Below are 13,442 nucleotides of genomic sequence, written 5' to 3'. Positions count from 1 at the left end.
ATGAGCCCACCTGGCAGGATGAGGGCATGAGTGAGAGCTTTCCCCGTCTTTACGCAAGGACCCGCCGTTTCACGCTGGGAGCGCCCCGTGGGTTCACGATCTCCCCTGACGGCGGCCGTGTCGCCTTCCTGCGCAGCCGGTCGGGCACCGACCCCGTGACGTGCCTGTGGGAGCTCGACCTCACCTCCCGCGCCGAGCGCCTGGTGGTGGACCCCGCCGACCTCGGCGCCGCCGACGAGGACCTGCCGGCCGAGGAGCGGGCCCGGCGCGAGCGGGCCAGGGAGCAGGCGGGCGGCGTCGTCGCCTACGCCACCGACGCCGCCGTGACGTCGGCGGCGTTCGCGCTGTCCGGCGGGCTCTACCTCGCCGACCTGTCGTCGGGCACGGTGCGCCGGCTCGAAACGCCCGGGCCGGTGATCGACCCGCGCCTGTCCCCCGACGGCTCCACGGTCGCGTACGTGACCGGCGGCGCGCTGCGCGTGCAGGAGGTCGCCACCGGCGCCGACCGCGCGCTGGCCGCGCCCGAGGCCGAGAACGTCACCTACGGCCTGGCCGAGTTCATCGCCGCCGAGGAGCTCGACCGCATGCGCGGCCACTGGTGGTCGCCTGACGGCACGGCGCTGCTGGCCGAACGCGCCGACGAGTCGCCCGTCCAGGTGTGGCACATCGCCGATCCGGCCAATCCCGGCCGCACTCCCACCGCCGTCGCCTATCCCGCCGCCGGCACGGCCAACGCGACGGTGGAGCTGGTGATCCTCGGGCTGGACGGCTCGCGCGTGCCCGTCCCGTTCGAGGACGAGTACCTGGTGAACGCCTCCTGGGACCGCTACGGGCCGTCGATCGTCACCATGCCCCGCGACCAGAAGGCGATCAGGCTCTGGTCGGTCGACCCGGCCACCGGAGCGGCCACGCTCGTGCGCGAGGACACCGACGAGGCGTGGGTGGACGTCGTCGGCGGGGTTCCCGCGCGGCTGGGGGACGGCACGCTGGTGTGGGTGGCCGACGCCGACGGCGGACGGCGCCTGATCGTCGGCGACGCCCCGGTGACCCCGCCGACCCTGCAGGTGCGGGACGTGCTCGGCGTCGACGGCGACACCGTGCTGTTCCGCGCGAGCGGCGACCCGACCGAGATCCACCTGTGGACGTGGTCGGCCGGCGCGATCACCCCGCTCACCGCCGAGCCCGGCGTGCACAACGGCCGGCTCACCGCGGGCACCCTGCTCATCGCTTCCCAGACCCTGGACGGTCCGGGCACCACGGTCCAGGTCCGGCGCGGCGAGCAGCGCCTGCACATCGCCTCGCTGGCCGAGCGTCCCCGGCTGGAGCCGCGCGTCTCGCTGGTGCGCACGGGTGAGCGCGACCTGGCCACCGCCGTCCTGTTGCCCAGCGGGCACGTGCCCGGCTCGCGGCGGCTGCCCGTCCTCATGGACCCCTACGGCGGGCCGCACGCGCAGCGCGTCATGGCCAACGGCCGCATCTTCCTGGAGCCGCAGTGGTTCGCCGACCAGGGCTTCGCGGTGATCGTGGCCGACGGCCGCGGCACGCCGGGCCGCGGGCCGGCGTTCGAGCGCGAGATCCTGCACAACGTGCCGGGCCCGGTGCTCGAAGACCAGGTGGACGCGCTGCACGGCGCCGCCCGGCTCTACCCCGACGACCTGGACCTGAACCGGGTCGCCATCAAGGGCTGGTCCTTCGGCGGCTACCTGGCGGCGCTGGCCGTGCTGCGCCGCCCTGATGTGTTCCACGCGGCCATCGCCGGCGCCCCGGTCACCGACTGGAGCCTGTACGACACCGCCTACACCGAGCGGTACCTCGGCCACCCCGCCGAGCGGCCGGAGGTGTACGAGCAGACCTCGCTGATGCCCGACGCCGAGAAGCTGTCCCGGCCGCTGCTGCTCATCCACGGCCTGGCCGACGACAACGTGGTGGCGGCCCACACGCTGCGCCTGTCGTCGGCGCTGCTGGCCGCGGGGCGTCCGCACGTCGTGCTGCCGCTGTCGGGCGTCACGCACATGACCCCGCAGGAGGTCGTCGCGGAGAACCTCCTGCACCTCCAGGTCGACTTCCTCAAGAAGTCCCTGGGCGCCTGACCCCGTGGCCGCCGGGCAGGCCCTCCCCCGGAAAGGGGGCCTGCCCGGCGGAATCCCTCCGGTCTCCGGAGGGATTGACGCACCGGCGTCACGACGACTCCGGCGATGAACGTTTCGCCCGCCGTGGACGGTGACCGGGCGCGCGTCCGTACTCAAAACCGCAGCTAGCACGCCGGGAGATGGATCCCTCCCGCGGAGTGACGTGCCCTTACTTTGTTGACTAACCCAATTTAATCGGCTTAGCTCCCCCCGCGCCTCCGACTTCGCAGGGAAAGGGGTACAGGCCACATGATGCTGAAGCGGTTGCTGTCGGCCGGCGGAGCGCTGGCCGCCGTATGTTCGGCCTCGGTCCTGCTGCCGCCGCACGCGTCGGCCGCGGCGGGATGCCGGGTGTCCTACGCCATCACCGCGCAGTGGGGCTACGGGTTCAGCGCGGACGTCACGATCACCAACCTGGGCGATCCCATCTCCGGCTGGCAGCTGAAGTGGTCCTTCGACGCCGGCCAGACCGTCACCCAGGGATGGAACGCCTCCATCACCCAGAGCGGCAGCGACGTGACCGCCTCCAACGTCTCCTACAACGGGTCACTGGCCACCGGGGCCTCCACCGCCTTCGGCTTCAACGGAACCTCGACCGGTTCCAACCCCATCCCCGCGGCCTTCACCCTCAACGGCACCGCCTGCACCGGCTCGCCCACCACCCCGACCCCGACCCCGACGCCCACCCCCACGCCGACACCCACGCCCAGCCCCACACCGACGCCGACGCCGACGCCGACACCGACACCCACCCCGACGCCCACACCCACGCCGGCCGGTCAGCCGACCGTGGCGTCGGACGGCACCGGGAAGTACCGGACCGTGCAGGCGGCCATCAACGCCGTCCCGTCGAACAACACCAGCAGGGTCACCATCACCATCAAGCCCGGCACCTACCGTGAGATCGTCACGGTGAACAAGCCGTACGTCACCCTGCAGGGCCTGGGCTCCTCGCCCGCGAACACCGTGATCGTGAACAACCGGTCGGCGGCCAGCAGCGGCGGCACGTTCAGCAGCTACACCGCCATCGTGTCCGCCCGCGACTTCACCGCGACCAACCTGACCGTGTCCAACGACTACACCGAGAACGGCACCACGGTCGACCAGCAGGCCGTCGCGTTGCGCCTGGACTCCGACCGCACGACCCTGACGAACGTCCGGCTGCTCGGCGACCAGGACACCCTGCTGGTCAACGACTCCGCCCGCGCGTACGTCAGAGGCTCCTACGTCGAGGGCACGGTCGACTTCATCTTCGGCGGCGGCACCGCCGTGTTCGACAACTGCGACATCTACGAGAAGCGCAGCACCGGCGGTCCGCTCACCGCGGCCCGCACCGCGGCCTCCAAGACCTACGGCCTGCTGATCTACAAGTCCCGGATCACCGGCGCCACCGGCAACACCACCAACCTGGGACGGCCCTGGGGTCCCGACGCCCAGGTGCTCTACCGGGAGTCCTCGCTCAGCGCGACCATCAAGACCTCGCAGCCCTGGACCGACATGTCCGGCAACTCATGGAAGAACGCGCGGTTCCTCGAATACCGGAACACCGGCGCGGGGGCCGGGACGAACTCCAACCGTCCCCAGCTCGCCGACTCCCAGGCGGCCAACTACACCCCGCAGCGGTATCTCGCCGGATCCGACGGCTGGAACCCCGTCGGCTGACCGGAGAACCCGCGGACGGCTCCCGGCGGGGCGGCGGGCATCGCCGCGCCGGGCAGGAGATCACCCGGTGACCGGACCGCCCCCGGTCACCGGGCCCCGCCCGGCTCGGCGGGCTGGCGGGAGGCGCCGTGCCAGCTCTCCCAGAGGGCGGCGTAGGCGCCCTGCGCGGCGACGAGCTCATCGTGGGAGCCCAGCTCGCTGACGCGGCCGTCCTCGACGACGGCGACGCGGTCGGCGTCGTGCGCCGTGTACAGCCGGTGGGCGATGGCGATCACGGTGCGGCCCGCGAGGACGGCGGCGAGCGACCGTTCCAGGTGGCGGGCGGCGCGCGGGTCGATCAGCGAGGTGGCCTCGTCCAGCACCAGCGTGTGCGGGTCGGCGAGCACCAGCCGGGCGAGCGCGACCTGCTGTGCCTGCGCCGGCGACACCGTGACGCCGCCGGAGCCCACGGCGGTGTCCAGGCCGTCCGGCAGCGCCCGCACCCATTCGAGGGCGTCCACCGCTGAAAGCGCCTCTTCGACCGCCTCGTCGCCGGCGTCCGGACGCCCGATGAGCACGTTGTCGCGCAGCGTGCCGCGGAACACGTGGTGCTCCTGGGTGACCAGGGCGACGTGCCCGCGCAGCTCGTCCAGCGGAAGCTCGACCAGTGGGACGCCGCCGACCCGCACCGAGCCGGTGCGCGGGCCGTGGATGCCGGCCAGCAGGCGGCCCAGCGTGGACTTGCCCGCGCCGGAGGGGCCCACCATCGCCAGCCGCTCCCCGGGGGCCACCTGCAGAGAGACGCCGTGCAGCACGTCGTGGCCCTCGCGGTAGGCGTACCGGACGTCCTCGGCGGCCAGCCGCTCACCCTCGGGACGCGCGGCGCCGGCGCTGCGGTCGTCGGGGACGTTGGCCACGCCGAGCAGCCTCGCCATGGACGCCCCGCCGACCTGGAGCTCGTCCACCCAGGACAGCAGCCGGTCGAGCGGGTCGATGAGCTGCTGGACGTACAGGGTGGCCGCGGTCACCTGGGCCAGGTCGACCCATCCGCGCAGGTAGAACAGGCCGCCGGCCAGCAGCGTCGCCACGATGGGCAGCACGTAGCCGAACTCGACGGTGGGGAACCACACCGTGCGCAGGCCCAGTGTGTACCGTTCGGCGGCCCACGACCGCGCGATGTCGCGGTCGGTGCGCTCGTGGCGGCGGCCCTGCAGGCCGAACGCCTCGACGGTCCTCGCGCCCTCGACGGTCTCGGTCAGGCCCTCGGTGATCTCGGCGTACGCGGCGTTCTCGCGCAGGTAGCCGTCCCTGGCCCGCTTGAGGTACCACCGGGTGGAGTACCACAGCAGGGGGACGGCGACCAGCGACGGCAGCACCAGCAGCGGCCCGACCAGCGCGAGCGCGCCGATCACGAACGCCCCGGCGACCACGGCGATCAGCGTCTCGGGGACGGCGTGGCGCACGGTGCGCGACAGCGCGTCGACGTCGCGCGACGTGCGGGTGATCAGGTCGCCGGAGCCGGCGCGCTCGACCGTGGACAGCGGCAGGGCCAGGACGCGGTCGACGAACTCCTCACGCAGCTCGGCCAGGACCTTCTCACCCAGCTTGGCCGAGGCGTAGACGGCGTAACGGATGAGCACGGCCTGCAGGACGACGAAACCGGCGATGGCCAGCGCGATGGCGTCGATGTCGGCGCCCGTGCCCGCACGCACGTCCTCGACCAGCTCACCGAGGAACCGCGGCCCGGCGAGCCCGGCGACGGCGGCCAGGCCGTGCAGGCCCAGGGCCAGCGCCAGCCGGCCGGGATACTTCAGCGTCAGCCGCCGCGCGTAGGCCCGCACCTGGGCCTGGTCGGCGACGGGCAGGATCTGTCTCTGGGCGCTCACGTCAGCTCTCCCCGCGGGTCACGGTCGCGGTGTACTCGGGGTCGGAGGCCAGCAGGGAGCGGTGGGAACCCTCGGCGCGCACGCGGCCGTCCTCCAGGAAGATCACGGTGTCCGCCCGGTCGAGCACGAGCGGGCTGGTGGTGCAGACCAGCGTCGTGCGGCCCAGGCGGGCCTTGCCGAGACGCTCGGCGACGCGGGCCTCGGTGTGGGCGTCCACGGCGCTGGTCGGGTCGACCAGGATGAGCACCTCGGGGTCGGCGAGCAGGGCGCGGGCCAGGCGCAGCCGCTGCTGCTGGCCGCCGGAGAACTCGCGCCCGGCCTCGGCGACGTGCGAGTCCAGACCGTCGGGCAGGGCGTCGACGATGTCCTCGGCGCAGGCGACGTGCAGGGCTTCGCGCATCTCGTCCCGCGAGCCGCGGCCGGCGACGTCGAGCTGGTCGCGCAGGCGCCCGCTGAACAGCCGCGCCGCGTTGTCGGCCACCAGGATGCGGCGGCGGACCTCCTCGGTGGCCAGGTCGCCCAGGGGCACGCCACCGAAGGTGACGTCGGCCGCGACGTAGTGCCCGAGCCGCTCCGCCACGGCGATGACCTCCTCGGGGACCGCGCCGGCCAGGGCGGTGAACCGGCCGGCGCGCAGCACCACGCCCGAGGCGGCGTCCACCAGGTCGCCCCCCTCGGCGGTGGCCGTGCCGGCGCCCGCGACCTCGGGCTCAAGTGACAGGATGCGGACGACCCTACGGGCGGCGACGTGCCCCTTGGTCATCTTGTCGGCGGCCTCGGTGAGCGTGCGCAGCGGGCCTACCAGGAACAGCGCGTAGCCGTAGAAGGCGACGAGCTGGCCCACCGTGATCGTGCCGTCGAGGGCGTAGTGGGCGCCGCGCCAGGTGACGAAGGCGATGAGCATGCCGGGCAGCAGAACCTGGGCGCCGTCCATGGCGGAGTCGACCGAGGCCACGCGCACCCCGGCCTCGCGCACCCCTTGGGACTCCTCGCGGTAGCGGCCGGCGAACACGGCCTCGCCGCCGATGCCGCGCAGCACGCGCAGGCCGGCGACGATGTCGGAGGCCCGGGTCGCCAGGTCGCCCTGCAGGTCGCGCTGGCGGTGCTGCCTGCGGTGCAGCGGCCGGAGCAGTGGGGCGAGCGCCACGGCCATCAGCGGCACGCCGACCAGGACGATGAGGCCGAGCTGGGGGGAGGTGACCAGGAGGATGATCGTCACCGCGCCGATCGCGACGACGGCGCCGACGCCGCGCAGCAGGATGTCCACGGTGTTGCCGATGTGGGCGATGTCGGAGTTGCCGACGCTGATCACCTCGCCGGTGGACAGCAGCTTCGGCAGGGTGGGGCCGAGCCGGGTGGCCTGGCGGACGGTGACCTGCACCGTGCGGTAGGCGGCGGCCAGCCAGTTGTAGACGGCCATGCGGTGGCGCATCACTCCGCCGAAGGCGGTGAGGACGCCGAGGCCGAGCAGTGTGGCCGACCAGCGGACCAGGCCGCCGGTGTCGTCGGCGGTGAGGCTGTCGATGGCCTTGCCCAGCGTCAGCGGGACCAGGGCCTGGCTGAGCCACCACAGAATCGCGTAGCCCACGCCGACGCACACGGGGCCCGCCTGCCCACGCGCCACCCACCACAGGTACCGGATCGGACTGCGGGCATCGGGAACGCCGGGATCGGCGACGGGAAGGGAGCGCATGGCCTTTCCAGGCTTCCAGCCGGGGACCCCGCCCGGCAATCGATTTTCCGGCCGTCTTGCGGGGCCACCTGCCAAAACCCTGCACCGTCCCCGATGTGCGCAATAGATCTTCCACTTTTCGGCAGGTCGTCAACCACTGTTGACACGCCACGCCGTGTCAACCTATATTGACGGCTATGAGCGATACGGCACAGCTGGCCTCCGACGCCGGCAGCCGCGATCCGTCCGTCGGCCTGCGTGCCGTGCGGGCGCTGCGGATTCTGGTCGAGCGGCTCGAGGCACTCCAGGTCGACAACGCCCGCGAACAGGGCTGGACCTGGCAGGAGATCGCGGTCTTGCTCGGCGTCACCAGGCAGGCGGTCCACAAGAAGTACGCGGGCGGCCGCGGACTGCTAAGACGGGAGAAATGAGATGTTCGAACGGTTCCACGCCGACGCCCGGAAGGCCGTGGCCCACGCCCAGCATGAGGCCACCGTCCTGCGCCACGACACGATCCGCCCCGAGCACGTCCTGCTCGGACTGCTCGCCCAGACCGACTCGGTCACCGCGCGGGTCCTGGCCCGCCACGGCCTCGACCACGACACGGCGGGCGACGCGGTGGCCCGCGTCCTGGGGGCGAACACAGGCGACAGCACGGACGACATCGACGCCGACGCACTGGAGTCGATCGGCATCGACCTCGACGCGATACGCCAGAAGGTCGAGGCCGCCTTCGGTCCCGGAGCCCTGGACCGCGACCCTCGGCGCTCCTCACGGAGCCTGGGCGGGCACATCCCCTTCGGCCCGCGCGCCAAGAAGGTGCTCGAACTGTCGCTGCGCGAGGCCATCCACCTGGGCCACAACTACATCGGCGACGGCCACATCCTGCTCGGCCTGCTCCGCGAGGGCGACGGCCTGGTCACCCGCGTCATAGCCGACGCCGGCATCGACTTCACCGCCCTGCGCCAGGAGATCCGCGCCGAACTGAACTGAACACACCGCCGCCTGTGAACGCCACCGCCGCCTGCCCCTCGTCGCACCTCGCCGGCTCGACGCGACGGCGGCCGGACGGCCTCGAGGGCCTGGGGGGTTCGGCCGGCGGGCGGCCTGAGGGAAGCGAGGGGGCGGGACAAGAAGGTGATGGCCACGATTCTCGCCGTCACGTGATTCGGCGTTCTCGTCATTCGTGGCTTCGACGCCTGCCGTCGCCGTCGTCCGGGAGCCGGAAACTTCGTCCGGATGTCAGATGTCCCGGGAATCGCGCGATGCGCTGGTTCGTCGGAGGCTTGAGGAAAGAGGTCCGGTTCGCGGTCGCCATCGCCGCGGTGAATCGATTTTCGTTTTTATCGAAGGGTCGCTCTAGGTCATCTGCGGTTCAGACGGTCTCTCAGTCCCAGGTGGTTCCGGCGGCGCGGGAGTAACCGTCCCAGGTGGTGCCCGCGGTGCGCGAGAAAGAGTCCCAGGTGGTGCCGGCGGAACGGGCGGCGGTGGCGGCGGAGAAAACGGTGGCGGTCATTTCGAATCTCTTTTCTCTGAGTTGTTCTGTTCTGTCCTTGTGAGAACAACTCTCCGGCATCGTGAGCCCCCGGAACAGACGATTCAGCGGCAGCAAACTGCACCGCGTTGACCACTTCCTGCCACCCCGCGGGGCGGCCCAGGGCTTTGAGGGCGGCGGCGTCCCGCCACGACGCGGAGGCCGCCGCCGGCCTCCAGCCCCACCCTTGCCTCATCTATCGATATTCGATAGATTCCCATCGTAACTCGATGGGAGGACGGGTCATGGGAAAGCTGGCGGTGCGCGCGCTTCGCGCCGTGCTCGCGGTGTTGCTCGCAGGCACCGTGTTGGTACAGGCAGGGATGGTGTGGGCCTTGGCCACGGATCCGGAGGAGGGGTCCCTCCCGCTGACCCCGCTGCGCCTGATCGCGATCCTGGGCATGGTGTCGGTCCAGGTCGCCCTGGTCTGCGTATGGCGGCTGCTGGCGATGGTGCGACGCGGAACCGTGTTCTCCCACGCCGCCTTCCGGTACGTGGACGCCGTGATCGGCGCGATCGTGGCGGCCGCCCTCCTGTGGTTCGCGGTCACGGCCCTCAACGCGCCGGGCCAGCGGGACGACCCGGGCGTCACCGTCATCATGGGCGGGGTCGGCCTGGCCATTTTGGGGGTCGCGCTCATCGTGCTCGTGCTGCGGATGCTGCTCGCCCAGGCCGTCGCGCGCGACGTCGAAGCGGCGCGGATGCAGGCCGAGCTGGACGAGGTGATCTGATGCCGATCGCCGTCGACATCGACGTGATGCTGGCCAAGCGGAAGATGTCGGTGGGCGAACTCGCCGACCGCGTCGGGATCACCCCCGCCAACCTGGCGGTACTGAAGAACGGCCGCGCCAAGGCGGTGCGCTTCACCACGCTCGCCGCCCTCTGCGAGGTGCTCGAGTGCCAGCCGGGCGACCTGCTGCGCTGGGAGGCCGAGGACGCCGCGGGCGGATGACCTGCCCGGGATCAGCCGGCGGCGAGCATGCCCGTGACAGGGGTGAGGTCGCCGGTCCACGAGACCTCGTCCAGCCGGGCCGCCGCCTCCTCCGGCAGGTCGAGGGCGAACCCGGCCATGCTGCCCTCCAGGTGGGCGACGGTACGCGGACCGATGATCACCGATGTCACCCCGGCGCGCGCCCGCACCCAGGCGAGCGCGACGGCGGCCGACGTGGCGCCGAGCTCGTCCGCCACCTTCCCCACCTCGGCGGCGACGGCGAGCGTCCGCGGGTTCAGCAGGTCGTCGGCCCAGGCACGCCCCGCGGCGCCGGGGAAGGCGAGCAACCGGCCGATCCGGCTGTCGCGGTCGGGCGCGGTCCCGCCGGCGTACCGGCCGGTCAGGACGCCGCCGCCGAGCGGCGACCACACCAGGGCGCCCAGTCCGTGCCGTTCGCAGGCGGGCAGGATCTCGGCCTCGATGACCCGCCTGATCAGCGAGTACTGGGGCTGGAGACTGACCAGCGGCGTGCCCCCGACCCGCTGGGCCGCCCACTGCGCCTCCACGATCTGGCCGGCCGTGAAGTTGGAGCACCCGATGTACCTGACCTTGCCCGAGCGGACGAAGCCGTCCAGCGTCGCCATGGTCTCCTCGATCGGCGTGTCGGCGTCCCAGGCGTGGCACTGGTAGAGGTCGACGTAGTCGGTGCCGAGCCGGCGCAAGCTGGCCTCCAGCGCCCTGGTGAGGTGGACGCGTGACAGCCCCCGGTCGTTGGGGCCGGGTCCCTGCGGGAAGAACGCCTTGGTGGCGATGACGACCGAGTCGCGCCTGCCCTTGACGGCCCGGCCGACGATCTCCTCGGACTGTCCGCCCGAGTAGTTGCCTGCCGTGTCGATGAAGGTGCCGCCGGCGTCCACGAAGGCGTCGACGATGCGGGCCGCCTCCCTCTCGTCGCAGCTCGCCACCCCTGTGTCGCCGAAGTTCATGGTCCCCAGGCAGGCCCGGGAGACCTTCAGGCCCGAACGGCCCATCGTCGTGTACGTCGTCATCCGTGCTCTCCGACTTCCCCGCGAGGCTAGGATCGGAACAGTTGTTCCGCTTATGGTCGGACACCATACGGAACGCCTGTTCCGGATGTCAACGAGATGGCGGTGGAGCGGAGATGACCGAGGACGCGGCCGGCAGGCCCCTGCGCACGGACGCGCGGCGCAACCGCGCGCGCGTGCTGGAGGCCGCCGAGACGGTGCTGGCCCGCGACGGGCTGTCCGCCTCCATGCGAGCCGTCGCCGAGGAGGCCGGAGTGGGGCTCGGCACCATCTACCGGCACTTCCCGACCCAGGAAGCCCTCTACCAGGCGATCATCGCCGACCGGCTGCGCAAGCTCGTCACCGAAGGGGAGACCCTGCTCGCCGCCGGCGACATCGCGCGGGCGTTCTTCGGGTTCCTGACCCGCATCGTCGAGGTGTCGGCGGAGAAGCGGACGCTGTCGGACGCGCTCACCGGCGCGGGCGTCGACGTCAAGGACGGCACGTCCGACATCGCCCGCGACATGCGCGCCCTCATCGAGACCATGCTGACCCGCGCCCAGCGGGAGGGCGCCGTCCGCGACGACCTGCGCATGCCCGAGCTCCTCGCCCTCCTGGCCGCCGCGTGCACGGCCGTGGAACGCGGCCAGTGGCAGGCCCACGTGGCCCCCCGGGCCCTCGCGGTCCTGTTCGACGGCTTCCGCCCGCGCGTACGGCGAGATGTCCCGGAGGGCGAACAGGGCGCGCACCCGGCGCCGTAGAGGCCATGCGCGTGCGCTGCGCCGGTGGGCGGGGTGAGAGATCTGTGGAGCGGAGGCAGGCGCGGCGCCGCCCTGGAAGTGGCGTCGCCCTCGAGGTGGCGTCGAATGTGCTGCGCTCGAATATCCGAGGCCCGGTATTTTCCCGCGGGCCGGGAAATCGGATGCCGCCGGCGCGGCGGCGCTGACCGCGCGTGCGATGCTTATCGGGGTTCTCCGCTTTCGTTCCGCCGGGCGGAGGGCGGTTCCATTGTCTTTCCGTGCGCCCGCGTCGTCGTTCCGGGCTTGTTCTGGCTTTCGGTTCCTCTGTGGATTATCCTTGGCTCCGCCGGTCAGTCCCAGGTGGTGCCGGCGGCGCGGGAGTGACCGTCCCAGGTGGTGCCCGCGGTGCGCGAGAACGCGTCCCAGGTGGTGCCGGCGGAACGGGCCGAGAAAGCGGTGCCGGTCATTTCTCTGTCTCTTTTCTGGAGGGCTTGTCGTTCGTCCTTGCACGAACAACTCTCCGGCATTCCAAGCCCTCGATACAGACGATCCGGCGGCAGCAAGCTGCGCGCCCGCGACCACTTCCTGCCACGCTCCGCGCCATATCACCTCTCCACACCCATGCCGCGCGAGTAGAGACGCCGGCCCACCGGCCGTACAGGCGCGGCGAGCGCCCGCACGACGGCGAGATGGCCCCTCCGACTACCCGGGCGTGGGACGGCGAAACGCGGGCGGGCTCAGGGCAGCAGCAGGACGCGGCCGCGGTGCGCCCGTTCCTCCAGCAGCCGGTGCGCCGCGGACGCCTCGGTCAGCGGCAGCCGGGCGTGGACGACGGCGCGCAACCGCCCGGCCGTGAAGTGACCGGCGAGTTCCTCCATCTCCTCGCGCGCCCGCACCGGGTCGGCCGCCCGCCAGGCCAGCAGGGAGAATCCCGTGACGGATCGCAGCGCGAACAGACCGGCGACCGGGATCTCCGACAGCTCACGGCTCGCGGCCCCGTAGACGACGAGCCGGCCGAAGGGCGCCAGCAGGTCCAGGCCGCTGCGCAGGACACCGCCGCCGACGGAGTCGAGCACGACGTCCACGCCGTCGGGCGCCGCCTTCCGCACCTGGTCGGGCCAGGTGTCGTCGGTGTAGTCGATGGCGACGTCGGCGCCCTGCTCGCGGACGAACTCCAGCTTGTCCGGCGAGCCCGCGGTGCCGATGACCCGTCCCGCGCCGAGCAGCCTGGCGAGTTGGACGGCCAGATGCCCGATGCCGCCCGCGGCGGCGTGCACCAGCACGGTCTCGCCGGGCGCGAGCCGGCCGGCACGCAGGACGCGCAGCGCCACCGGGGCGGCCATGGGCAGCACGCTCGCCGCGCCGTCATCGAGCCCCGGAGGCACCTCGGCGAGCCACCGGGCGTCCGTCACGACGTGGTCGGCGAACGCGTCCTCGGCCACCAGTGCGGCGACGCGGCGTCCCACGAGTCCGGGGTCGACGCCGGGGCCGACGGCCTCGACGGTGCCCACGACATCCCCGGTGAGCAGGCCGGGCAGGGGACGCTGGAAAGGGGACCCGGCGGCCGGGCCGCGGCGGAACACGGTGTCCACGAAGTTCGCCCCGACGGCCTCGGCCCGGATGAGCACCTGCTCGCCGCCGGGAACCGGGACCTCCACCTCCTCCATGGTCAGGACCTCGGGGCCGCCGTGCTCGTAGTAGCGGATTCGGCGCATGAAGCACTCCTGGGAGTCGCGATGAACTGGACTGCCGGTCAAGTTAACACCGAAGTGGACCGCTGGTCCAGTTGTCCGTTCAGCGAAGGAAGGGCGCCGAGCGGGACCCTCGCGGGCGCGAGCCGCCAGGATGTCCGGCGGAAGAAGCCGGGATGCGACGATCGGGATC

General features: G+C 72.3%; 12 protein-coding genes. 7 read left to right on the top strand and 5 right to left on the bottom strand.

The features are described 5' to 3' along the window. The first annotated feature begins 26 nt into the window (after window positions 1–26). Window positions 27–2,090: a prolyl oligopeptidase family serine peptidase gene (locus ABZT47_RS13600; protein WP_354840323.1), complete on the top strand. Its 2,064-nt coding sequence runs from the start codon at window positions 27–29 to the stop codon at window positions 2,088–2,090. A 291-nt stretch (window positions 2,091–2,381) separates the two neighbouring features. After that, window positions 2,382–3,791 (top strand): pectinesterase family protein, encoded by a 1,410-nt coding sequence (locus tag ABZT47_RS13595; RefSeq protein ID WP_354840320.1) that lies wholly within the window; start codon window positions 2,382–2,384, stop codon window positions 3,789–3,791. 86 nt (window positions 3,792–3,877) lie between these two features. On the opposite strand, the gene ABZT47_RS13590 is transcribed toward ABZT47_RS13595, so the two are convergent. Together ABZT47_RS13590 and ABZT47_RS13585 are read right to left on the bottom strand one after the other, a co-directional pair. Beyond that, window positions 3,878–5,656, bottom strand: coding sequence for an ABC transporter ATP-binding protein (locus ABZT47_RS13590; RefSeq protein WP_354840317.1), 1,779 nt, complete (start codon window positions 5,654–5,656; stop codon window positions 3,878–3,880). Between the two features lies 1 nt (window position 5,657). Beyond that, window positions 5,658–7,349 carry an ABC transporter ATP-binding protein gene (locus tag ABZT47_RS13585; RefSeq protein WP_354840314.1) on the bottom strand — a complete coding sequence of 564 codons (1,692 nt, stop codon included), beginning with the start codon at window positions 7,347–7,349 and terminating at the stop codon, window positions 5,658–5,660. A gap of 176 nt (window positions 7,350–7,525) precedes the next feature. Here ABZT47_RS13585 and ABZT47_RS13580 point away from each other — a divergent pair, with 176 nt between their 5' ends. Together ABZT47_RS13580 and ABZT47_RS13575 are read left to right on the top strand one after the other, a co-directional pair. Continuing rightward, window positions 7,526–7,759 (top strand): RNA polymerase subunit sigma-70, encoded by a 234-nt coding sequence (locus tag ABZT47_RS13580; RefSeq protein ID WP_354840311.1) that lies wholly within the window; start codon window positions 7,526–7,528, stop codon window positions 7,757–7,759. A gap of 1 nt (window position 7,760) precedes the next feature. Then, window positions 7,761–8,321, top strand: a complete 561-nt coding sequence (locus tag ABZT47_RS13575; RefSeq protein ID WP_354840309.1) for a Clp protease N-terminal domain-containing protein — start codon at window positions 7,761–7,763, stop codon at window positions 8,319–8,321. Between the two features lie 394 nt (window positions 8,322–8,715). Here the strand turns inward: ABZT47_RS13575 and ABZT47_RS13570 are convergent, their stop codons facing one another. Next, window positions 8,716–8,844 (bottom strand): hypothetical protein, encoded by a 129-nt coding sequence (locus tag ABZT47_RS13570; RefSeq protein ID WP_354840306.1) that lies wholly within the window; start codon window positions 8,842–8,844, stop codon window positions 8,716–8,718. Between the two features lie 263 nt (window positions 8,845–9,107). Here ABZT47_RS13570 and ABZT47_RS13565 point away from each other — a divergent pair, with 263 nt between their 5' ends. Next, window positions 9,108–9,593, top strand: coding sequence for a DUF2975 domain-containing protein (locus ABZT47_RS13565; protein WP_354840303.1), 486 nt, complete (start codon window positions 9,108–9,110; stop codon window positions 9,591–9,593). Further along, window positions 9,593–9,814: a helix-turn-helix transcriptional regulator gene (locus ABZT47_RS13560; RefSeq protein ID WP_354840300.1), complete on the top strand. Its 222-nt coding sequence runs from the start codon at window positions 9,593–9,595 to the stop codon at window positions 9,812–9,814. Before ABZT47_RS13565 ends, ABZT47_RS13560 begins: the two co-directional genes overlap by 1 nt. Window positions 9,815–9,825: 11 nt before the next feature. Here the strand turns inward: ABZT47_RS13560 and ABZT47_RS13555 are convergent, their stop codons facing one another. Further along, on the bottom strand, window positions 9,826–10,842 hold the full coding sequence (locus tag ABZT47_RS13555; RefSeq protein ID WP_354840297.1) for an aldo/keto reductase: 1,017 nt from the start codon (window positions 10,840–10,842) through the stop codon (window positions 9,826–9,828). 113 nt (window positions 10,843–10,955) lie between these two features. On the opposite strand from ABZT47_RS13555, the gene ABZT47_RS13550 reads away from it, so the two are divergent. Then, complete coding sequence (locus ABZT47_RS13550; RefSeq protein WP_354840294.1) at window positions 10,956–11,579, top strand: helix-turn-helix domain-containing protein; 624 nt, start codon at window positions 10,956–10,958, stop codon at window positions 11,577–11,579. A 716-nt stretch (window positions 11,580–12,295) separates the two neighbouring features. On the opposite strand, the gene ABZT47_RS13545 is transcribed toward ABZT47_RS13550, so the two are convergent. After that, window positions 12,296–13,273 carry a zinc-binding dehydrogenase gene (locus ABZT47_RS13545; protein ID WP_354840287.1) on the bottom strand — a complete coding sequence of 326 codons (978 nt, stop codon included), beginning with the start codon at window positions 13,271–13,273 and terminating at the stop codon, window positions 12,296–12,298. Between the last annotated feature and the right edge of the window lie 169 nt (window positions 13,274–13,442).

Origin of the sequence: Sphaerisporangium sp. NPDC005289 (assembly GCF_040607455.1) — a bacterium.
Lineage (GTDB): Bacteria > Actinomycetota > Actinomycetes > Streptosporangiales > Streptosporangiaceae > Sphaerisporangium > Sphaerisporangium rhizosphaerae.
Note: the sequence above shows the minus strand (reverse complement) of the source record. Positions and strands in the feature narration are given on the sequence as shown.